The sequence below is a fragment of the Virgisporangium ochraceum genome (genome assembly GCF_016863655.1).
Classification (GTDB): Bacteria; Actinomycetota; Actinomycetes; order Mycobacteriales; family Micromonosporaceae; genus Virgisporangium; species Virgisporangium ochraceum.
The window spans coordinates 1-21,667 of the sequence record NZ_BOPH01000043.1; the positions used below are offsets into that span (position 1 = coordinate 1).

Sequence of the window (21,667 nt, forward strand, 5' to 3'; positions counted from 1 at the left end):
GGGGGGGGAGCCAGTGGCGGGCGGCCCGGGGCAGGTCGCCGGCGCCGGCCAGCACCCGGGCGGTGGCGGCGTGCCGGCGGGCCCGGCGGGTCGGCGGGATGCCGTCGTGCACGGCGTCGCGGACCAGCGCGTGCGAGAACCGGAACCGTTCCGGCCCGGTCTCCACGACCAGACCCTCGGCGAGCGCCGGCTCCAGGCGGTCGAGCGCGTCGTCCTCCGTGCCGCCGGCCACGGCCGCCAGCACGCCGAGCTCGAACTCGCGGCCCACCACGGCGGCCGCCCGGAGCAGCTCGCGGGTCGGCTCGGGCAGCGTCGCGGACCGCGCGGTGACCACGTCGGCGACCGCGGCGGGCACCTCGTCGGGACGGTCGAGCCGGGCCAGCTCGGTGAGCAGGAAGGCGTTTCCGCCGGTCCGGTCGTGCAGCGACGCCGCGTCGCCGGCACGCCCGCCGGCCGCCCGCACCAGCTCGCGCACCTCGCCCATGTCCAGCCCGGCCAGGTCGAGGCGGGTGCCGCCGTAGCGGGCCAGCGTCTCCAGGATCTCGGCCAGCGCGCCGGTCGGCTCGGGCCGGGCGCGGCGCGTCCCCAACAGCGCGATGCGACCGGATCCGGTGGCCACGACGTGCCGCAGCAGCTTCAGCGAGGAGGCGTCGGCCCAGTGCAGGTCGTCCAGGATCAGAAGGAGCGGGCGGACGGTCGAGGCGTGCGCCAGCGCCGAGGTGACGTCCTGCCACAACGCGAAGGAGCTGTCGGCGGCCGGCAGCGGGATCCGCAGGGCGTCCAGCACGGCGAGCCAGGGCCACAGTGGTGGAGCGCCGTCGTCCTGCGAACAACGACCCACCGCGACCGCGAACCCGCGCGTGGCGGCCCGGGCCGCCATGGCCTGGCCCAGCCGGGTCTTGCCGATTCCCGGCTCGCCGACGAGCATCGCCGCCGCGACCGCGCCGCCGTCGGCCCGCTCCAGGACCGCGTCGAGGGCGGCCAGCTCGGCCACCCGGCCGATGAGCGGCAGTTCGGCGGGACGGGGCGCAGCAGGCGCGACGCGTGCCGTCCTGGTCACCGACGCGTCCTGGCGCAGCACGGCCAGCTCGAGGTCGCGCAGCACCGGGCCGGGTTCGATGCCGAGCTCCCCGTCGAGGCGGGCCCGCATCTCCCGGAGCAGCTCCAACGCCCGTCCCTGCTGACCCGCACCGGCGTGCGCCGCCACCAGCAGCGCGCACAGCGACTCCCGCAGCGGGTGCTCGACGGCATCCACGGCCAGCTCCGCGGCCACGGCCGCGTGTTCGCCGGCGGCCAGCCGCAGCCGCGCCCGGTCCTCGACCGCGACCAGGCGCAGCTCGCCGAGGCGCACGCGTTCGGCGGTGACGGCGTCGCCGTCCGGTAGGTCCGCGAACGGTGTGCCGCCCCACAGCTCGAGCGCGGTGTCGAGGTCGGCGCGCAGGGCCTCGGGCGGCGCCGAGTCCAGCCCCCGGTGGGCGCCCTCGACCAGTTCGGCGAACCGCGTCACGTCGACCGGCGCCGTCAGCCGGTACCCGAGCGACGTGGTCACCAGCACCGACGCCTCGGCGCGCGCGGCCCGGTCGGGTTCGAGCGCGCGGCGCAGGTGCGCCACGTACGTCTGGAGGGACGCCCCGGCGGCCGGCGGCGCGCCGTCGCCCCACATCAACCCGATGAGCGTGTCGGCGGAGACCGGGCGGCCCGCGTGCAGGGCGAGCGCGGCCAGCAGTGCACGGTGTTTCGGCGCGCCGAGCGGAACCGGCCGACCGGCGCGCGTCACCCGGGCCGGACCCAGGACGGCGACCTGCACGGGCCGACCTTAAGCGGGCCGGGCCGGACGGCGTCACCGCCGAACGCCCGATATCACGGCTCGCCGTTCAGGTCGTCTGCCGGTCACCGTCGTGGAGGCCGGCCAGTGCGCGGTCGATCCACTCGGCCATCAGCGCGCGCTCCGCGTCGGTGAGGCCCGGGAGCCCGGGCAGCACGGTCGCGAACGTCACCGCCACCGCGCCGGCGTCGTTCGCCGGCGCGACCGGCGCACGGGTCAGGATGCTCGCGGTCACGGCGTCGAACATCTGCTCGGAGAGGTCGGGGTCGCGCTGCTCCGGCGGCATGCCGAGCAGCGTGCGCACCGTGCCGGAGCCGGCCGCGTGGATCATCGCGACGGCCCGCGACTCGTCGACGCGCAGCAGCCCCGCCGCGGCCAGCCGGTGCACCTTCGCGCGCAGCACCTCGATGCCGGCGGCGGTGGCCGGTGACCGCTCGGCCCGGTCCGGGGTGTTCATCAGCGCGTACAGCCAGGGGTTGGCCAGCCCGAACTCCACCTGGGCCTGCCAGCCCGCGCGCAGGTCGGCCACCGGGTCGGCCACCGGGTCGGCGTCGGGACCGGCGGCCGACTTGGCGGCTACGTAGGTGGCCATGACGTGCTCCGCGACGGCGTCGACCAGACCGTCCTTGTCGCCGAACAGGCGGTAGATGGTCGGCGCCTGGACCCGCGCGGCCTCCGCGACGGCGCGCGTGGTCACCGCGCGGGGGCCCTGCTCCCGCAGGATCCGCGCGGCCGCGGCGATGATCCGCGTGCGGGTGTCGACTCCTTCCGGCGAAGCCATGTAGCGATGATAACAGCCCGTTGTTATCGGCAGAATATCTACGCTACCGTCGAGGTGTTAGCAACGGAAACATGGAGGAGCAGTCATGATCGTCATCACCGGCGCCAGCGGCAGGCTCGGCTCCCGGATCGTCGACCGGTTGCTGTCGCGGGTGCCCGCGTCGACCGTCGGGGTGAGCGTCACCGACGTGGCGAAGGCCGCGCACCTCGAAGCGCGCGGCGTCCGGGTGCGGCACGGCGACTTCACCGACCCGGCCACGCTGGCGCACGCCTTCGAGGGCGCCGACCGGGTGCTCGTCGTCTCCGCGGCGATCGCCGGCGCGGGCGGCGCGTCCGCCAATATCGCCGCCATCGACGCGGCGCGCGCGGCCGGAGCGGGCCGCATCCTCTACACCAGCCACCAGGGCGCCTCGGCGGACTCGCTGTTCCCGGCGATGGTCACCCACGCCCGCACCGAGGAGCACCTGGCCGGCACCGGCGTCCCGTACCTGTGTCTCCGCAACGGCTTCTACGCGAGCACGCTCGACCCGCACCTCGACGCGGCCGTCGCCACCGGCCGGCTCGTCGCGCCCGAGGACGGCCCGGTCTCGTGGACCGGCCACGACGATCTCGCCGACGCGGCCGCGGCTCTCCTCGTCGGCGGCGAGCCGGGCGTCACGCCGCCGCTCACCGCTCCCGACATGCTGGACCTGGCGGCGGTCGCGGCCATTCTCAGCGGGATCACCGGGCGCGAGATCACCCGCGTGGTCACCGGTGACGAGGAGTGGGTGGAGGCGTCGGTCGCGCGCGGCATGCCGAGGGCCTACGCCGAGTTCGGCCTCGGCGTCTACCGGGCCGCACGCCGGGGCGAGTTCGCGGTCACCGATCCCACGCTCGAGACGCTGATCGGACGCCCGGCCGAGTCCGTCCGCACCAGGCTCGAGCGGACCGTTGCCGGGTGACCGGTGGGCCGCCGGACGTCACCCGAACTTCGTCCACTGCCCTTCGGACACCACCTCGACGGAGCCGTCGACCACCGTGATGGCCGTCTGTTCGTCGATGGCGTAGGCCGGGACGCCGAGGTCGGCCGCCCACCGCTCGGCGTCGGCCGGGGTGTTGGTGGGGAACAGGTTCAGGTGCGGGAAGATCGAGAAGTCGACCACCCCCAACGCCCGGTCGTCCGGTGCCGACGGCCATTCGACGAAGTACGACCCGATCCGGGGTGTCATCACCATGCTGCCCGCGCTCACCCCGACCCAGACGGTGTCGGGCAGGGAGGGCAGCAGTTCGGCCAGCCCGGACTCCCGCATCCAGTGACACAGGTAGGTCGCGTCGCCACCGTCGACCAGCAGCACGTCGGCCTCGCGCACCCAGGGAACCCACCGCTCCGCGCCGATGCTGGGCAGGGCCGTGAGTTCGAGAACCCCGAGCGACGCCCAGCCCAGTCCGGTCAGGTGCCGCCAGTCCGACGCGGGGTCGGCGGCCACGAGACCCTGCACCGATGCCGGTCCGCACATCGGGTGACCCCACTGCGCCGTCGGGACGCAGAGGGCGCGGGCCTCGGAGACGGGCTTGCCGAGAAGCCGCACGAGCGCCGAGTGGATGCTGGGGTTCGTGACGCCGCCGGACGTCAGGAGAAGCTTCACGATGTCTCCATGGTGGTGAGCCGGAGTTGACCAGGTAGCCCGGATGGAGGCCCTTGCATGCGGGGTCGCCGCAGCAGCGACCATATCGGTCGCCCGCCCGACCCGGCGCCGGACCACGGGTCACCGCGACACCGCGGACCCCCGGTAGCGTGCCGCCGTGTCCTCCGATCATCACGCCCTGCCCGACCTCCCGAGAGCGCCCGCGCTCAGGGACGCCGGTCCCCACATCCGTGGAACCAACAGCCTGGCCGTGGCGTCGTTCGTCTGTGCGCTCGTGGGATGCACGGGCCTCGGCGTGCCACTGGCGATCGCCTTCGGGCACATCGCACTGGTCCAGATCCGACGCTACGGGCAGGAGGGCACGGGGCTCGCGGTCACCGGCCTGGTCGTCGGATACATCAGTCTGGCGTTCTGGATCCTCATCGTCATTCTCATGCGCACCAGCCCGGGCTGACCCACTCCCGCAGTATTCCCGCCCTTCAACCTTTCCGGCGGCTCGCGCATCTATCTGGTGACGGGGTCGCTGGCGGAAGGCGCGAGGTGAGCAGACAGTCGATGGCGGAGTTCGTCCGGATGCGGTACGCGGAGCTGGCCCGCACGGCGTACCTGCTGACGGGTTCGCCGGAAGCGGCGGAGGACCTGCTGCAGTCGTGCCTGATGCGGGCGGTGCCGCGGTGGGACCGGATCGACGATCCGGTCGCGTATCTGCGCCGGGCGATGGTCAACGAGCGGACGGGCCGGTGGCGGCGCCTGCGTCGGGAGCTGCTGCGGTCGGATCCGCCCGATCGCGTCATGCCCGACGCCACCGTGCCCGTGGCCGAGCGGGTCGCGGTGCTCGCCGCCCTGCGGACCCTGCCCGAACGGATGCGGGCCGTCCTGGTGCTGCGGTACTGGGAGGACCTGTCCGAGCAGACCACCGCCGACCTGCTCGGGTGCTCGGTGGGGACGGTCAAGAGCCAGGCGTCGCGCGGGCTGGTGCGGCTGCGCACGGCGCTGGCCGACTCGTTGGGCGAGGCCCTGAACGAGACCTTCGCGCCCGGAGGAGGAACGCGATGACCGACCTCGACCGCACCGCCGACGAGCAGTTGGCGCGGCGCCTGTTCGAGCGGACGGCGAGAACCATGGTGCCGGCCCCGGCCCCGATGACCCGGCTGACGGCGCGCCGGCGCCGGTTCCGCGCCCGCCGGCTGATCGGCACCGCGTCGGTGCTCGTCGTCCTGCTCGGCGGCGGCGCATTGGCCCAGACCGCGGCCCCCCACCTCCCGATCCCCGGTCCCTTCAGGATTCCGAGCGAGGGCGACGTTCCCGGACAGGAGATCCGGTCGGAGTGGACCCGGCGGCTCATCGAGTCACCCACCCGCGGCAACCTCGCGACGGACCGCGCGCTCGTCGACACCGTCACGGCCGCCTTCGGCAGGCACTGGTACGGCACGGGCACGCGACGCCCGGACCGCGCCCGGATCTCGCGCGATCTGGACCGCGTGCGGCTGCTGTTCCTGCACGAGGCCGGCCGGCAACGACAGGCGGTGGCGGTGTTCTACAACGACACCCACGCCGCCGTCGTGTCCCTGATCGGCGCCGCGGACGCCGACCCGGATCGGATGGTCGCCACCGCGGACACCTACAGCGGCGGTGTGGCCGCGGAGCCGTTCCTCCTCCTGAACGAGGCGCCGGTCGCCGACAGCGTCGTGGCGCTGGCCCCGGCCGGATGCGACATCGCCGTCTCCGACGCGGTCGACGTCGACCCCGGCGGTGCGGCCCACCGGAACTGGACCGGGCTCGGTGACTGGACGATCCGACCGGCAGGCTCCGGACAGGACTGGTGGCAGGTCACCTGCGACGGCCGGGTCCAGTACCGCCAGCCGGTGTCGCGCTACCCGGAGGTCGCACCCGACCCGGCGACCCCGACCACGCCGCAACGCGGGACGGTCGAGCCGGCCATGGCGGCCCGCGCGGCCGGAGCGTGGCGGATCAGCGGGCACGGCCTCGGCTCCACCGCGGTCCTGTTGTGGGGCGGAGTGCCGCCCGGTGGCACAGAGCCGGTCGTGGTCGTCGCCACCCCGACCGCCGGCGGCGGCGTCGCGGTACTCGCCCTCACCGGCGACGGCAGCTTCCCGGTCTTCGCCGACGGACCCGCCTCGCGCCGCATCGAGGGTCCCCCGGACACCGAAACCGACACGGCGGTGACCACCGGTACCGCGACGGCCGGAATCACCGTCGTCCGGCTCCCGGACCCGTCCGGCGCGGTCAGCGACCGGCTCCTCGTCATCGCCCCGCCGGACGCCCGGTCGCTCCGGTCGACGGCCGCCGCCGATCCGGTACCCCTCGTCGACGGCGTCGCGGTACTCACCGCACCCCGACCACTCCACGCCCAGATCGACGCGGTCAGCGACGGCGCGGTGCTGGCGTCGATCCGGTTGCAGGAGCCCACCTCGGGCCCGTCCCGCTTCGGCATCGAGCTGATCGACCGCTGGTAAGGGTGACGCTCAAGACTGCTCGGGAACGGTGCCGGCGGCCACGGCGGCGCCGAGTTCGGCGCGCGAACGGATGCCCAGCTTGCGGTAGACCCGCGCGAGGTGAGCCTCCACCGTCTTCGGGCTGATCGCCATCGCGGCGGCGACCTGCCGGTTGGTCGCCCCGGAGGCGGCCAGCCGGGCCACCCGGACCTCGCTCGGCGTCAGCTCCGCACCGCCGGCGTGCCGCAGCCCCAGCCGGGCCCGTTCCTCTGCCGTGCGCCGGGCCCAGGCCGGCGCGCCGAGACGGGTGAACGTCTCCTCCGCCGCCTCCAGCGCCACCGCGGCGTCGGTGTTCCGGCGCGCCCGGCGCAACAGGGCGCCCCGGGTCAGCAGCGTGCGCGCCCGGTCGAACGGCAGCGCGTCCGGCGGCGGCTCGGCCAGGTCGAGCGCGGCGGCGACGTCGCCGCGGGCGAAGGCGACCTCGGCGGCGGCCCGGCACCACGCCGCCCGCAGCCACGGCCGGGGAACCACCGCGAGCCGTCGCGCCACGACGTCCAGCGCGGTCGCGGCCGCGTCCGGGTCGGTGACGGCCAGCGCCTCCATCCGCTCGGCCATCGGATCCAGGCGGCCCACCGGCTCGACCATGCCGATGGCCGACAGGTGACCGGCGCTCTCGGCGGTGATCCGCAGGACGGCGTCGCGGTCGCCGGCCGACGAGGCCACGAACGCCGCCACGGCCAGGTACGCCGTCGCCAGCAGGCGGTCGTCGGCCGCGGCGAGGGCGGCGGCGCGGGCCTCGACCACCGGGCCCACCTCGGCCAGCCGGCCCTCGTAGGCGTCGAGCAGGAGCCGCTGCCTGATGCTGGGATCGGCGGTGCTGTCGCCGAGCAGCCGCGCCGAGCGCACCGCCGCCTCCGCGTGCTCGCGAGCGGCGGCCCAGTTCCCCGCGTGCAGCTCGGTCTCCGCGAGCCGGGTCAGCAGATCCGACTCGGCCGACAGGTCGCCCCGCGCGCGGTCGCGCCGCAGCAGGGTCCGGAACCGCTCACGCGCGTCGTCGACCCGGTCGAGCGCGAGGTACCAGATCCCCGGGATCGTGCTCTGGTCGGGCGAGCCGGCCGGGCTCTCCAGGCTGAGAGCGCGGGTCAGGAGGTCGGGCCTGGGCTCCCGGCCCAGCGTCACCTCGCTGTAGAAGGCGTTGCAGAGCGCCCCGGACAGCGCGTCGCGGTCGGTCGTGCCGTCCAGCGCGACGATCGCGCGCAGGCTGTAGTCCAGTGCCAGCGGGGCGTCGTCGTCGCAGAAGATGGCCAGGCGGTAGTAGATCCGCCCGAGCAGCACCGCGACGGTGGCGGCGTCGTCGGCCGCGGCCCGCAGGTCGTCACGGGCCGCGGTCACGTCGCCGCGGTACCAGGCCGCGGTGCCGCGCAGCAGCAGCGCCTCGGCCCGCAGCGGCCCCGGTTCCAGATCGGCCAGGACGCCGTCGACGGTCTCGGCCGCCGCGGCGGCGTCGCCGAGGTTGACGAGGCAGTCGGCCAGCCGCACGGCGTGGCGGGGCCGGTCCGGCGCGCCCCGTTCCAGCGCGAGGGCGAGCAGTTCGGCGGCCACGCCGTAGGCGCCGCGCAGCCGCGCGTCCCCGGCCGCCGTCACGAGGCTGCGGGCCACCCGCTCGTCCGGGCCGACCGTGCCGAGCGCGAGGTGCCGGGCCCGCGCCTCCGGCTCGGGTTCCACCTCGGCGAGGCGACGGTGCAGGGCCCGCCGGTCTGCCGGCGTCCCCTGCCGGTAGACCACCGAGGCGACGAGCGGATGGTCGAAGCCGAGCCGGCCATCGGCGGCGACCGTCAGCAGGCCCGCCGCTTCCACGCCCGCCAGGGCCTCGTCGGCCCGGTCGTGCGCCGCCCGCAACCGCTGCACCGTCGGCACCGCCAGGGTGGCCGCGACCCGCAGCACGTCGTGCTCCTCGGGCCGCAGCGCGTCGAGCCGGTCGGTCACGAACGACGTCAGCGGCTGCGGCAGCGGGGCCGCGTCGCCGCGGTCGCGTTGGGCCCGGGCGACCTGCAGCGCGTAGTACGGGTTGCCGCCGCTGATCGCGTGGATCTGCGCGACCTCGCTGCGGCCGAACCGGCCGCCGAGCCGCTCGGTGAGCAGTTCGTGCACGGTGTCCGGATCGAGGCCGCCGAGCCACAGCCGGCCCACCGTGGCGGGCGGGAGCTGCCGGTCGAGGTCCCACGGCAGGTCACCCGGCCGGGTCGACCGCCGGGCCAGCAGCACCCGTACCGGCGCGTCGGCCAGCCGCCGGACCGCCCCGCCGACCACCTCGGCGGTCGGCGCGTCGAGCCAGGGCAGGTCGTCGACCACGAGCAGCGCCGCGCCGGACAGGCAGGCGACCGTCGCCAGGGTCACCGCATGCGCGTCCAACGGGGTCTCCGCCTCCACCCGACGCAGCGCGACCTCCAGCGCGTGCCGCTGCACCGACGGCAGCTCGGGCAAGGGCCCGTCGAGCAGATCGGCCAGCCCGGCGTAGGCGAAGCGCGCCTCGGTCTGGGTCGGCCGGGCGCGGTGCACCCGCAGGCCGGCCGCCGTGGCCGCCCCGACCGCCGCGGCCAGCAGCGTCGACTTGCCGACACCGGCCTCACCCTCCACGAGCAGCACTCGCGTCCGCCCGTCGAGCAGTGCGGACACCGCGGCCCACTCGTCGCGGCGGCCCACCAACGTGGGGGGCGGGGTGTGCGGCATAGGGAAACACCTGATGGTTGGGTGACCTGGGCTCCATACGTTACGTGCATGACTGATGACACCTTCGACCCGACCCCGCCGCCCGACCTCCGCACCGAGGAGACCGGCTTCGCCACCCACGACGTCTCCTACCACGAGGGCCAGCGCAGAGACACCTTCGACTTCGACGGTGACGGCAACGTCGACCTCCTCACCATCGACCGGGACGACGACGGCCAGGCCGAGATCATCGCCCGCGACCGCGACGACGACGGCCGGTTCGACGAGCTTCAGTACGACTGGAACGAGACCGGCACCGCCGAGTTCACCGCGCGCGACACCGACGACGACGGCCGCTACGACACCTTCTCCCACGACACCAACGAGAACGGCCACCCGGAGCGGGTCGAGGTCGACACCGACGGCAACGGCCAGGTCGACCACTGGGAGTACGACCGGAACGACGACGGCCGGGTCGACGACATCTACGACGACACGAACGGCGACGGCCGGCCCGACCGGCACACCACCACGCACGTCCGATCGAGGCTGTGAAGGGAACGACCATGACCGACCACATCGACCTCGACGGCTACGACCGCGACCTGTTCGTCGACGACCGGCCCGGCGTCAGCGACCACGTCGACCCGGACCCGCCGCCCCGCCTCGTCCCCGAGATCGACGAATACGACACCAACGGCGACGGCAGCGTCGACGTGGTCACCGTCGACACCGACGACGACGGCAGGGCCGACATCTGGCAGTACGACCTCGACGGCAACGGCGTGATCGACATGACCGGCTACGACCTGAACGGCGACGGCAGGATCGACCAGAAGGAGTACGACCACGACGAGGACGGCCGCGTCGACGTCGTGCGCGTCGACCTGAACCACGACGGGCGGCCCGAGCTCGTCCAGTACGACTCCGACGGCGACGGCGCGCTCGACCGTCTCCTCCGCGACACCGACGGCGACGGCATCCTCGACCGGAGCGACCCGATCCACGACACCTCGCACACCGTGCCGCACTGGGGCCCCAACGCCCGGTACGGCGGCGCCTGAGCCCGTCGACCCGGCGCGCGATGCCGCCACGCCGGCCCCGGTCGGAGGTGGCGGCGTCCCGCCCGCGCCGGATGTCGGCCACCGCTGGACAACGCTCCGACCCGGCGATGAGAGAGCGCTCTCCAAGCGGAATCAGGGTGACCGGTCAAGCGGGCCGATGTCAAGCGATCGTCGTCGAACGATGCGACTTCTATCGAGACTGAATGAAAGTACGGGACATCCGCATCCGACTATTGACTGCGACATCGACGCCGGTGCACGATGCGACCAGTTTCGTTGGCGTGATCGGCGCACGCCTGTCTGCAACTCGTACGACAGGAAGCGAGATCACCACGATGTTCCGACGATTGACGTTCTGCCTTGCCCTGCTCCTGGCCACTGTCGGCGTCACTGTCGGCGTCACCGTGGTGCCGGCGCGGGCCGCGGCGGACTTCACCGTGCTGGTCTTCAGCAAGACGGCAGGGTTCCGGCACGACTCGATCCCGGCCGGCATCGCCGCGATCCAGCAGCTCGGCGCCCAGAACAACTTCACCGTCGAGACCACCGAGGACGCCGCCCAGTTCAACGCCACCAACCTGGCCCGCTTCCAGGCGGTCATCTGGCTCTCCACGACCGCGGACGTGCTCAACGCCAGCCAGCAGACGGCCTTCGAGCAGTACATCCGTGGAGGCGGCGGGTACATCGGTGTCCACGCCGCGTCCGACACCGAGTACGACTGGCCGTGGTACGGCAACCTGGTCGGCGCGTACTTCGCCAGCCATCCGGCGAACCAGAACGCGACGGTCCGGATCGAGGACACCACGCACCCGTCGACCGCCGGCATTCCGGTCACCTGGAACCGGTACGACGAGTGGTACAACTACCGCACCAACCCGCGCGCGCAGGTGCACGTTCTGGCCACGTTGGACGAGAGCACGTACACCGGTGGTTCGATGGGCGGGGACCACCCGATCGCGTGGTGCCGCGGCTACGACGGCGGCCGCTCCTGGTACACCGGCATGGGCCACACCATCGAGAGCTACGCCGAGGCGAACTTCCGCACGCACCTGCTCGGTGGCATCCGGTACGCGGCGCAGGGAACCGGCAACTGCTCGACCGGCCAGCCACCGCAGGCCGGCTACAACCAGGTGACCCTCGCCAAGGGCGTGGGCGAGGTCGGCGAGCCGATGGGGCTGACCGTGCTGCCCAACCGCGGCGCCCTGCACACCTCGCGCGACGGCACGGTCCGGTACACGGACCCGGCCGGCAACACCAAGGTGGCGCTGACCATCCCGGTGTACACCCACGACGAGGAGGGCCTGCAGAGCATCAAGGCCGACCCGAACTTCGCCACCAACCGGTGGGTGTACGTGTACTACGCCCCACCGCTGTCCACCCCGGCCGGCGACGCGCCGGCGACCGGCACCGCGGCCCAGTTCGCGCCGTTCAACGGGGTGAACCGGCTGTCCCGGTTCACGGTCAACGCGGACTTCACCCTCGACCCCAACTCCGCCGTCACGATCCTGGACGTGCCGACCAGCCGTGGCATGTGCTGCCACGTGGGCGGTGACATCGACTTCGACGCCGCGGGCAACCTCTACCTGTCGACCGGCGACGACACGAACCCGTTCGACTCCAGCGGATACACGCCGATCGACGAGCGGACCGACCGCAACCCGGCCTTCGACGCCCAGCGCACCTCGGGCAGCACCAACGACCTGCGCGGCAAGGTGCTGCGGATCCGGCCGAACAGCGGCGGCGGGTACAGCATCCCGGCGGGCAACATGTTCGCGGCCGGCACCGCCAACACCCGTCCCGAGATCTACGCGATGGGCTTCCGCAACCCGTTCCGGATGAGCGTGGACAAGGCGACCGGCGCCGTCTACCTCGGCGACTACGGACCGGACGCCGGCACCGCCAGCGCCACCCGTGGGCCGGCCGGCACCGTCTCGTTCGAGCGGATCACCCAGCCAGGCAACTTCGGCTGGCCGTACTGCTCGAACTACAACACGCCGTACATCGACTTCACGTTCCCGTCGGGTCCGTCGGGCGCGGCGTTCAACTGCACCGGTGGACCGGTGAACAACTCGCGCAACAACACCGGTCTGACGCAGCTGCCACCGTCACAGGCGGCCTGGCTGCCCTACGGCGGCGGGCAGGACCCGCCGGCCCTGTGCTGCGGGAGCCTGTCGCCGATGGGCGGGGTGGTCTACAACTACAACGCCGCGCTGGCCTCCGACGTGAAGTTCCCGGCGTCGATGAACGGCCGGGTGTTCCTGGGCGAGTTCGGCCGGCGCTGGATCAAAGCGGCCACCGTGACCGGCTCCGGCGGGGTCGGTGCGATCGACGCGTTCCCGGCGTACACCGGCACACAGGTGATGGACCTGGAGTTCGGGCCGGACGGCGCGCTCTACGTGCTCGACTACGGCACCGGCTGGTTCGGCGGTGACGCGAACTCGGCGCTGTACCGGATCGAGTACAACAGCGGCGGCGGACGGTCGCCGGTGGCGTCGGCGTCGGCGACACCGACGAGTGGGAACGCGCCGTTGACCGTGCAGTTCAGCTCGGCCGGATCCAGCGACCCGGACGGCGATCCGATCACGTACGCGTGGGACTTCACCACAAACGGCAGTACGGACTCGACGGCGGCGAACCCGTCGTTCACGTACACGTCCAACGGTGACTTCACCGCGACGTTGACGGTGCGGGACAGCACCGGCCGCACCGCGACGGCGAGCGTGGTGATCGGTGTGGGCCGGCCGACGGTCACGCTCAACCAGCCGCTCAACGGGAGGATGTTCACCTTCGGCGACGCCATTCCGTTCCAGGTGACCGTGAGTGATCCGAGCGGGGCGGCCGTGGACTGCGCACGGGTGCGGGTGAGCTACATCCTCGGTCACGACAGCCACGGTCACGAATTGTCCAGCGCGACCGGGTGCTCAGGCACCATACAGACCCCGGTCGACGGTGAGCACGACGCCAACGCCAACATCTTCGGCGTCGTGGTCGCCGCGTACACACCCGTCGGCTCGACCACGCCGGTGACCTCACCGCAGGCGGTCCTGCAGCCACGCACCCGCCAGGCCGAGCACTACAGCGGCCAGCAGGGCACCACCGTCGTGGCCAAGCCGTCCGCCAACGGCGGCAGCGCGGTCGGGTACATCGAGAACGGCGACTGGATCTCGTTCACGCCGTACAACCTCAGCGGTGTCACGTCGTTCACCGCGCGGGTGGCGTCGGCCGGCACCGGCGGCACGATCACGCTGCGGACCGGGTCGGCGACCGGTCCGGTGGTCGGCACGGCGACCGTCGCGCCCACCGGTGGCTGGGAGACCTGGGCCGACGTCACCGGCACCGTCACGCCGCCGACCGGCACACACACCCTGTTCCTCGTGTTCACCGGCGGCGCCGGGTCGCTGTTCGACATCGACGCGTTCACGCTCGGCTCCGGCACGCCGCCGCAGTCGGGGAACCTGGCGCTGAACAAGCCGGCGACGGCGTCCAGTGTGGAGTCCGCGGCCTACCCGGCGTCCGCCGCGGTGGACGCGTCGGCGACGACCCGGTGGGCCAGCGCGTTCTCCGATCCACAGTGGATCCAGGTCGACCTCGGCGCGACCTACAGCATCGACCGGGTGAGACTGGTGTGGGAGGCCGCATACGGCTCGGCGTACCAGATCCAGACCTCCACCGACGGCACCACCTGGACCACCGTCCGATCGGTCACCGGCGGAAACGGAGGAGAGGACGACAACACCGGCCTGACCGCGACGGGCCGCTACGTCCGCATCAACGGCACCACCCGCGCCACCGCGTGGGGATACTCACTGTTCACCTTCGAGGTCTACGGCAGGTGACGGCACGGCGGCCCGGGAGCGGCAACGCACCCGGGCCGCCACCGCCTCTCCCCGGTGGATCGGGAGGCGCCGGTCGGCGGCCGGTAGGGTGCCGGTCGTGGACGGGTTCGAGGGGTTCATGCGCACCGCGACGGGTCACGATCCCTACCCGTACCAGGCGCGGCTGGCCACCGACGGGCTGCCCGAACTGCTCACCGCGCCGACGGGTGCCGGCAAGAGCGTCGCGGGCGTGCTGCCCTGGCTCTACCGGCGGCTGGTCACCGCGCCGGAGACCACGCCACGCCGGCTGGTGTACGTACTGCCGCAGCACAGCCTCCACGACCAGCTGTACGAGCGGATCGGGCGGTGGCTCGACCGGCTCGGCCGCGCCGACGAGGTCGGCCTGCACAACGTCTCCGACGGCGGGTGGCGGCGTCACCCCGAACGCACCGCGATCCTCGTGGGCACCCATGACCTGATGCTCAGCCGCGCCCTGATGCGCGGGTTCGGCGACGCGACGGTGATGGCTCCCGTCTCGTTCGCGTTGCTCCACACCGACACCCAGTGGGTCTTCGACGGGATGGACCCGCACGGGCCGGCGCTCCCGGTGGGCGTCGAGCTCCAGCGGCTCCGCGACGAGGTCGGCACGCCGTCGCCGACCGCCACGATGTGGATGTCGCCGGAGCTGTCCCTTCCACGGGTCCGCACCACCCGGCTCGACATCGACCCCGCCCGCTACATCGGCGGGCTCGTCGACGCGTTGACCGCCGCGCATGTTCCGGGCACACAGACCATCGCCGTGCTCAACACGGTGGAGCGGGCGCGGGCGCTCTACGCCGCGCTGCGGCAGCACGGACGGGACGCGCTGCTGATCCATCCGCGGTTCCGGCCCGCGGACCGTCGGCGCCTGCTGTCCGAACTCGACGAGACCGGGACGGACCGGATCGTCGTCTCGGCGCGGGCGCTGGAGGCCGGGATCGACGTCTCCAGCCGCACCCTCCTGACAGAGGTCGCCAACGTGACCTCGATCGTGCAGCGGGCCGGGCGCTGCAACCGCTACGGCGAGCACCCCGAGGGCGGAGACCTGCTCTGGTGCGAACCGCCGACCGGCGGAGACCCGGACGCGACGCGCTGGCTCCTCGCTCCGGAGAGGCAACCGGCCCGCCCGGCCGCACCGGTCCGGCCGGCCCTGCGCCTGCCCGAGCTGTTGGAGCTGTTCGACACCGGCGGGCCCGACATCGACGTCAGCCCCTGGATCTGCGACGAGGCCGACGTCACGACGACGGTCGCCTGGCGCGACGGCGAGCCCTCCGACGAGAGCCCCGGACCCGGCTGGAGCGAGCTCTGCCAGGTCCCGCTCGCCGACCTGCGGCAGCGGGACCACGCCTGGGTCCGGGACCGGGTGGACGGCCACTGGCGGCCGGCGCTGGCCGGGGACCTCCGACCCGGTGTGACCGTGGTGCTGGAGGCCGGCCACGGCGGCTACCTGCCCGACGAGGGCTGGGCGCCGGAGAGCCGCGCGCCGGTGGCGGACCTGGCACCGCCCGCCCGCACCCACACCGTCGCCTGCGTGGCGTGGGTCGGCCTCGACCGGCACCTCATGGAGACCGAGGAGGAGGCGCGCCTGCTCCTCGACGCCCTGCCCGGCCTCCCCACCCGGCAGCGGGACGCGGTGACCCGGGCCGCCCGGTACCACGACCTCGGCAAGTGCCACGAGGTGTTCCAGGAGATGCTGCGCGCGAGCGGCGGCGACTTCCCCGACGGCCTGCTGGCCAAGTCCCGGGCCCCGTACAACACGGGCCGCTCCCGCCGGCCGTACTTCAGGCACGAGCTGGTCAGCGCCCTGATGCTCCCGGACGAACCGCCGCTGGTCACCTACCTGGTCGGCGCACACCACGGCACGGTACGGATCACCGTCCGTTCTGTAGGGGAAGAGGCGCCGTTCCTCCGGGGCGTACGCGACGGCGACCGCACCCCGCCGGTCGCGCTGTCCACCGGCGAGCGCTTCCCCGCCCGGTCCCTCCGCACCGACATCTTCACGACCGGCTCCTGGACCGCACGCGCGGAGGCCCTCCGCGACGACCTCGGCCCCTTCCGGCTCGCCTATCTCGAGACCCTGGTCCGCGTCGCCGACTGGCGCTCCAGCGCCCGCCACGACGGCCCGGTCCCCACCGCTCCGGCCACCGTGGGGACGCCCGACCGGCCCGACTCATCCGGCACCGCCGTGGTCGACGAGATGGCGGAGCCAGGTCAGTAGGCGGGCGAAGTCGGCGTCCCGGACGGACGCGGGATGGTGGGCGAACCGGCCGGCCGCCTCGCTGGCGGCGCCCACTCACCGGACCCGCGGTGCCTGTGCCGGTTCACCCGCCACGTGCGCAGGATCCATCCGGTGCCGGCGTACGGCGTCGACCCGTTCCCGGGTCCGCGCCGCCGGACACGCGGACCTGCCGGCCGACCTCGTCACGCGGCTGAGCACCGACCCGGACCGGCTGGTGCGGGTGGCCGTCTCGATGCGTCCGGGGCTCACCGACGCGCAACGCGCGGCCGTCGACCACGAGGTCCCGCCGGGTGACCGGCTGGTGCCGGCGGAGTGGGCCCGGACGACAGTCGACCCCGCCGTCCAGCGGGCGTGCGCCACGTCTGTCCACATTGGACTTCACCGCAGCGTCGCGATGAACCGGAACCTGGCGGTCGACCAGCCTCAGGCGCGACCCGCTCGGCTACCTGGCCGACTCGCCGAACGCCCGGCTGCGCGGCTTCGCCGTCCTCGATCCACGCGTTCCGGCGGCGGTGATCGAACGGCTCGGCACCGACCCGGACCCTGGTCGTGCGCGGCCGGGTCGCGCCGGACGGCCGGCTGTCGACCGAACGCGTGCTCGCTCTCTTCGCGGAGCCGGAGCTGACCGGACGGGCCGCGGCGAACCCACGGTTGCCGGTCGACACGCAGGAACGCATCCTCCACGACGCCCGCGCCGAGCTGACCGACGACCCACCACCCACCGGGCACCTGTTCCTCGGCAGGTGGTGAAGCGGTAGATACGACGCTGGACCGCCGCACACCGTGGTCATACGATCACATGGACCATCGACCACCCTAGCTGAGGGCGCGGGCCTGTCCTCGACCCACGCGGAGGAGATGCGCGGACCATGCCGCACCTGGACAGCACCACCGGGAAAGCACACCGGATCCTGCTCCGAAAGGCGTTGGTTCTCGCCGTGGTCGCCGCGGTGGCCGCCGGTTGCGACTCCGGTGGGTCGGGCACCGCGGAAGGACAGTCGGCGCAGCGGTCGGCCGGCGCCGCCGACTCCCTCAAGGGCGTCTGCCCCGACACGGTGGTGGTGCAGAAGAACTGGTGGCCACAGGCCGAATACGGCTTCCTGTTCCGGTTGCTGGGCAAAGAGCTGAAGATCGACAAAGACAGGAAGACCGTCTCCGCGCCGCTCGTCGCCGGCGGCGCCGACACGGGCGTGCGGCTGGAGCTGCGGTCGGGTGGACCGGCGAACAACTTCACCCCGGCATCGAAGCTGCTCTACACCGACGACACGGTGACGATCGCCGGTTCCGACATCGACCAGGCGGCCGAGTTCAGCAAGGACTCCCCCGTCCAGGGCATCTTCGCCGGGGCGGAGAAGTCTCCGCTGGTCCTCATGTGGGATCCCGCGACGTACCCGAACTTCAGGACCGTCGCCGACATCGGAAAGTCCGACGCCCGGGTGCTGACGTTCCAGGGCGCCACCTACGTCGAGTACCTGACGGGGTCGAACATCCTGCGCAAGGCGCAGGTGGAGGGTTCGTACGACGGAACGCCGGGCCGTTTCGTCGCGGAGAAGGGGAAGGTCGTCCAGCAGGGCTACCTGACCAACGAGGTGTACGCGTACGAGCAGGAGATACCGCAGTGGAAGAAGAAGGTCGGGTGGACGCTGGTCAACGACTCCGGGTATCCCAACTACCCGGAGGTGCTGACCGTACGTCCGGACCGTAAGGCCCAGCTGGCGCCGTGTCTGAAGAAGCTGGTGCCGATGCTCCAGCGGGCGACGATCGAGTACGCCGGCGACCCGCAGCCGACGAACGAGCTCCTCTCCCGCCTGACCCAGGACTTCGGCGCGTACCCGTACAGCACGGCGCGGGCCGGGTACGCCGTCAAGGCCATGCGGGACAACGGCATCCTGGGCAACGGGTCGAACTCGACGCTCGGAGACTTCGACCGGGCGCGGGTACAGCGCATCGTTGACGTCGTCACGCCGATCTTCGCGAGCCGGAACAAGCCCACCCGCGACGGGTTGAAGGCCGAGGACCTGTTCACCAACGAGTTCATCGACACGTCGATCGGTCTGACGTGACCGCGCTGTTCGACCCGATCGCGGAGCTGTACGAGCGGTACGCCGACATCAACGACGCGCTTTTCCGCCCGTACCTGGAAAAGGCGCTTCCGGACGCCGCCACCAGGTCCGTCGATCTGGGGTGCGGTTCCGGCCGGTTCACCGGTCTGTTGGCAGACCGGTCGGCGCAGGTGCTCGGTGTCGACATCGCCGAACGCGAAATCGCCATCGCCGCGGAGAAGCGGAGCCGGCCGAACATCGAGTACCGGGTCGGCGACCTGCTCGAAGTGACGGCCGAAAAGGACGGTCCTTTCGACGTCGTGTTCTCGGTCAACACGATGTTCCATCTCTTCGCCGGTCACGACGTCGACACGGTGATCGGTCACGTCCGGTCGTTGGTGGCACCGGGTGGCGCCGCGGTGATCGTCGACGTCGTCACGCCGGGACCGCGGGCGATCCTGTTCCACCGGTGGTGGGGGGTCACCGACGCGGTGCGGACCCTCCGGCGCCGGCGGTCGGTCGCCGACGCCTGGACGGTGCTGCGCCTGCGGCAGCACCCGACGTGGATGCGACACGCCCGCGTCAACCAGCCGCTCACCAGGCCCGACTTCCACCGGTACTACTCGGCGCACTTTCCCGGCGCCACGTTCGTCGACGACCTCGACCCGTTCATCTGCGCCCTGTCGTGGCGCTCCCCCGCGGGCACCGGCGACGGGACCTGATCAGCCCCAACCGCTCCCGCCGCGGGCCGACTCGTGCCAGCGGCCGACGAACCACCGTGACAGCAACCCGAACGCCCAGAACACGACCAGACCGAACAACGACGACAGGATGACCGCGGCGAACAGCTGTTCCGACTGCAGCCGCTGCCGGTACAGCTCGATCAGGATGCCGATGCCCGGCTGGCCCTGCTTGAAGAAGAAGTCGCCGACGATCGCGCCGATCACCGACAGGCCCGCCGCGATGCGCAGCCCGGTGAGGATGCTCGGCAGCGCCGCCGGAAACTGGAGCTTGAGCAGGCGGGCCACCCGGCCGGCGCCGTTCTGCGTGAACAGGTCGTGGTGCTGGTCGGCGACCGACCGCAGCCCGAACAACGTATTGGCGATGATCGGGAACAGCGCGATCAGCACGCATACCAGCACCCGGCTGAAGAACCCGAACCCGAACCAGAAGCCGAACATCGGCGCCAGCGCCAGGATCGGCACGGTCTGCAGCACGACCGCGTACGGATAGAGCGAGCGTTCCAGCCACCTCGCCTGGCTCATGACGACCGCCGCGGTCACGCCGACGGCGGTGGCCACGGCGAGGCCGAGCATCGCCACCCCCGCCGACAGCCGCAGCGCCCGGAGCAGCTCGGACAGGTTGTAGCGGTCGAGGAAACCCACCCTGACGACGTCGTGGGGCGGCGGCAGCAGGAACCGCTCGTCGGGCGACAGGACGAGCAGGCTCACCGCGTACCAGGCGCCGATGGCCAGACCGAACACGACCACCGGCGGGGCCGCCCGGCGTACCGCTCTCACGACATGCTCCCGCGCAGGTGCCCCTCGATCTCCAGGGCGATCGACGCGTAGCGCGCCTGCGCCCCGCGGGGGAAGTCACCCGGCACCGCGACGTCGGCCACGATCCGGCCGCCGCGGGGCGACATGACGAGCACCCGGCTGGACAGGAAGACCGCTTCGGAGACGGCGTGCGTCACGAACACCGCCGCGAACCGGCGGGCCGCGTACAGGGCCTGCAGCTCGTCGCCGAGCCGCTCCCGGGTGATCGCGTCGAGCGCGCCGAACGGCTCGTCGAACAGGAACAGCGACGGGGACATGGTGAGCGCCCGGGCCAGCGAGACCCGCATCCTCATGCCTCCGGACAGCTGCCGCGGGCGGTAGCCGGCGAACTCCTCCAGGCCCACCATCGCGATGGCCTCGGTCGCCCGGCGGCGCCGTTCGGACCGCGGCAGACCGCGCAGCTCGGCCGGCAGCTCGACGTTGCGCCGGACCGTGCGCCAGGGCAGCAGCGTGGGGTCCTGGAACACGAAGCCGACGTCGTCGGTGTCGCAGACGACGTCGCCGCTCGTGGGCCGGGTCAGCCCGGAGATGACCCGGAGCAGCGTGCTCTTGCCGCATCCGGACGGTCCGACGACGCTGACGAACTCACCCCGCTCGACGGTCAACGACAGGTCGTCCAGGGCGGTGGTGCCGTGGTCGAACGTCTTGCGGACGTGGCGCAGCCGCAGGGCCGGAGCCGTCAAGGCTTCCTCGCGACCCCGCAGAACACGTCGACCTCGGCCGGGGGCTGCGCGCCGTCCGCGAGTCGCGGCCGCCACCGCGGGCTCGACACCACCCCGGGTTCGACGAGGTCGAGGCCCTCGAAGTACCCCGCGATCTCCTCCGGACTCCGCGAGATGTACGGCGTTCCGATCTCGATCGAGGTCCGGGTCGCCGCGTTGCGCCCGTCGGGGTCGATGACGTTCGCACCGTCGTTGACGACGAGGAAGCTCCCGGACGGCAACGCCGCCATGAACTCGCGGACGACGGCCCGGGCACGGTCGTAGTCGACGACGTTGCCGAGGATGCCGAGCATCATCAACGCCACCGGCTCGGTGAGATCCAACGTGCGGGCCGCCTGGCGGAGAATCTCCGCCGGATCGTTGACATCCGCCTCGACGTAGTTGGTGGCGCCCTCCGGACTGCTGGTCAGCAGCGCCCGCGCGTACACCAGGACGAGCGGGTCGTTGTCGACGTACACCACCCGCGACGAGGGTGCGACGGCCTGCGCCACCTCGTGCGTGTTGTCGGCGGTCGGCAGACCCGTGCCGACGTCGAGGAACTGCCGGATGCCCGCGTCCTCGGCGAGGTACCGCACCGCACGCACATGGAACCGCCGCGACTCGCGGGCGATGGTCACGATGTCAGGGAAGACCTCCCTGATCCGGTCGCCGACGGCCCGGTCGCACTCGAAGTTGTCCTTGCCACCGAGCCAGTAGTTCCAGACCCGGGCGTTGTGCGGAGTCGAGGAGTTCAGCGCCGGTTCAGGACCGGCCGGGGACGGGACTGGCAACGACGGATACTCCCCTCGGTGCGGC

At 72.8% G+C, this 21,667-nt stretch carries 18 protein-coding genes; 11 read left to right on the top strand and 7 right to left on the bottom strand.

Annotated features, from left to right (window positions below):
• The coding region (locus Voc01_RS17025; protein WP_203928420.1) for an ATP-binding protein at positions 1-1,807 on the bottom strand (1,807 nt) is incomplete at its 3' end.
• 67 nt (positions 1,808-1,874) lie between these two features.
• The gene (locus tag Voc01_RS17030; protein ID WP_203928421.1) at positions 1,875-2,606 is read right to left on the bottom strand and encodes a TetR/AcrR family transcriptional regulator; all 732 of its coding nucleotides are present in this window, start codon (positions 2,604-2,606) and stop codon (positions 1,875-1,877) included.
• Positions 2,607-2,691: 85 nt separating this feature from the next.
• Between Voc01_RS17030 and Voc01_RS17035 the strand changes: the two genes are divergently transcribed.
• A complete protein-coding gene (locus Voc01_RS17035) occupies positions 2,692-3,546 on the top strand; it encodes an NAD(P)H-binding protein (protein WP_203928422.1) in 855 nt (284 codons plus the stop codon).
• Positions 3,547-3,564: 18 nt separating this feature from the next.
• Here Voc01_RS17035 and Voc01_RS17040 read toward each other — a convergent pair whose 3' ends face one another.
• Positions 3,565-4,230 (bottom strand): Type 1 glutamine amidotransferase-like domain-containing protein, encoded by a 666-nt coding sequence (locus Voc01_RS17040; RefSeq protein ID WP_203928423.1) that lies wholly within the window; start codon positions 4,228-4,230, stop codon positions 3,565-3,567.
• 157 nt (positions 4,231-4,387) lie between these two features.
• Here Voc01_RS17040 and Voc01_RS17045 point away from each other — a divergent pair, with 157 nt between their 5' ends.
• From Voc01_RS17045 to Voc01_RS17055, 3 genes are all read left to right on the top strand, one after another.
• On the top strand, positions 4,388-4,684 hold the full coding sequence (locus tag Voc01_RS17045) for a DUF4190 domain-containing protein (RefSeq protein ID WP_203928424.1): 297 nt from the start codon (positions 4,388-4,390) through the stop codon (positions 4,682-4,684).
• Positions 4,685-4,770: 86 nt separating this feature from the next.
• Positions 4,771-5,286, top strand: a complete 516-nt coding sequence (locus Voc01_RS17050) for a SigE family RNA polymerase sigma factor (RefSeq protein WP_275423728.1) — start codon at positions 4,771-4,773, stop codon at positions 5,284-5,286.
• Complete coding sequence (locus Voc01_RS17055) at positions 5,283-6,707, top strand: hypothetical protein (RefSeq protein ID WP_203928426.1); 1,425 nt, start codon at positions 5,283-5,285, stop codon at positions 6,705-6,707. Before Voc01_RS17050 ends, Voc01_RS17055 begins: the two co-directional genes overlap by 4 nt.
• Positions 6,708-6,716: 9 nt before the next feature.
• Here the strand turns inward: Voc01_RS17055 and Voc01_RS17060 are convergent, their stop codons facing one another.
• Positions 6,717-9,416 carry a LuxR C-terminal-related transcriptional regulator gene (locus tag Voc01_RS17060; protein WP_203928427.1) on the bottom strand — a complete coding sequence of 900 codons (2,700 nt, stop codon included), beginning with the start codon at positions 9,414-9,416 and terminating at the stop codon, positions 6,717-6,719.
• A gap of 48 nt (positions 9,417-9,464) precedes the next feature.
• Here Voc01_RS17060 and Voc01_RS17065 point away from each other — a divergent pair, with 48 nt between their 5' ends.
• The 7 genes from Voc01_RS17065 to Voc01_RS17095 all read left to right on the top strand — a co-directional run bounded on the left by Voc01_RS17065 (position 9,465) and on the right by Voc01_RS17095 (position 19,313).
• Entirely contained in the window at positions 9,465-9,950 is a 486-nt protein-coding gene (locus tag Voc01_RS17065) for a hypothetical protein (protein ID WP_203928428.1), read from the top strand.
• 11 nt (positions 9,951-9,961) lie between these two features.
• A complete protein-coding gene (locus Voc01_RS17070) occupies positions 9,962-10,459 on the top strand; it encodes a hypothetical protein (RefSeq protein WP_203928429.1) in 498 nt (165 codons plus the stop codon).
• 335 nt (positions 10,460-10,794) lie between these two features.
• Positions 10,795-14,292 carry a ThuA domain-containing protein gene (locus tag Voc01_RS17075; RefSeq protein WP_239160257.1) on the top strand — a complete coding sequence of 1,166 codons (3,498 nt, stop codon included), beginning with the start codon at positions 10,795-10,797 and terminating at the stop codon, positions 14,290-14,292.
• Positions 14,293-14,389: 97 nt separating this feature from the next.
• Complete coding sequence (locus tag Voc01_RS17080) at positions 14,390-16,528, top strand: CRISPR-associated endonuclease Cas3'' (RefSeq protein ID WP_203928430.1); 2,139 nt, start codon at positions 14,390-14,392, stop codon at positions 16,526-16,528.
• A 570-nt stretch (positions 16,529-17,098) separates the two neighbouring features.
• Entirely contained in the window at positions 17,099-17,299 is a 201-nt protein-coding gene (locus tag Voc01_RS17085) for a hypothetical protein (protein ID WP_203928431.1), read from the top strand.
• Positions 17,300-17,418: 119 nt separating this feature from the next.
• Complete coding sequence (locus Voc01_RS17090) at positions 17,419-18,612, top strand: hypothetical protein (protein WP_203928432.1); 1,194 nt, start codon at positions 17,419-17,421, stop codon at positions 18,610-18,612.
• Positions 18,609-19,313: a class I SAM-dependent methyltransferase gene (locus tag Voc01_RS17095; RefSeq protein WP_203928433.1), complete on the top strand. Its 705-nt coding sequence runs from the start codon at positions 18,609-18,611 to the stop codon at positions 19,311-19,313. The genes Voc01_RS17090 and Voc01_RS17095 overlap by 4 nt, the downstream gene beginning before the upstream one ends.
• On the opposite strand, the gene Voc01_RS17100 is transcribed toward Voc01_RS17095, so the two are convergent.
• From Voc01_RS17100 to Voc01_RS17110, 3 genes are read right to left on the bottom strand one after another with little or no spacing between them, the layout of a single operon-like run.
• On the bottom strand, positions 19,314-20,111 hold the full coding sequence (locus Voc01_RS17100) for an ABC transporter permease (protein ID WP_203928434.1): 798 nt from the start codon (positions 20,109-20,111) through the stop codon (positions 19,314-19,316).
• Positions 20,108-20,833 carry an ABC transporter ATP-binding protein gene (locus Voc01_RS17105; RefSeq protein ID WP_239160258.1) on the bottom strand — a complete coding sequence of 242 codons (726 nt, stop codon included), beginning with the start codon at positions 20,831-20,833 and terminating at the stop codon, positions 20,108-20,110. The genes Voc01_RS17100 and Voc01_RS17105 overlap by 4 nt, the downstream gene beginning before the upstream one ends.
• The gene (locus tag Voc01_RS17110) at positions 20,830-21,642 is read right to left on the bottom strand and encodes an SAM-dependent methyltransferase (protein ID WP_203928435.1); all 813 of its coding nucleotides are present in this window, start codon (positions 21,640-21,642) and stop codon (positions 20,830-20,832) included. Before Voc01_RS17110 ends, Voc01_RS17105 begins: the two co-directional genes overlap by 4 nt.
• Positions 21,643-21,667: the final 25 nt, after the last annotated feature.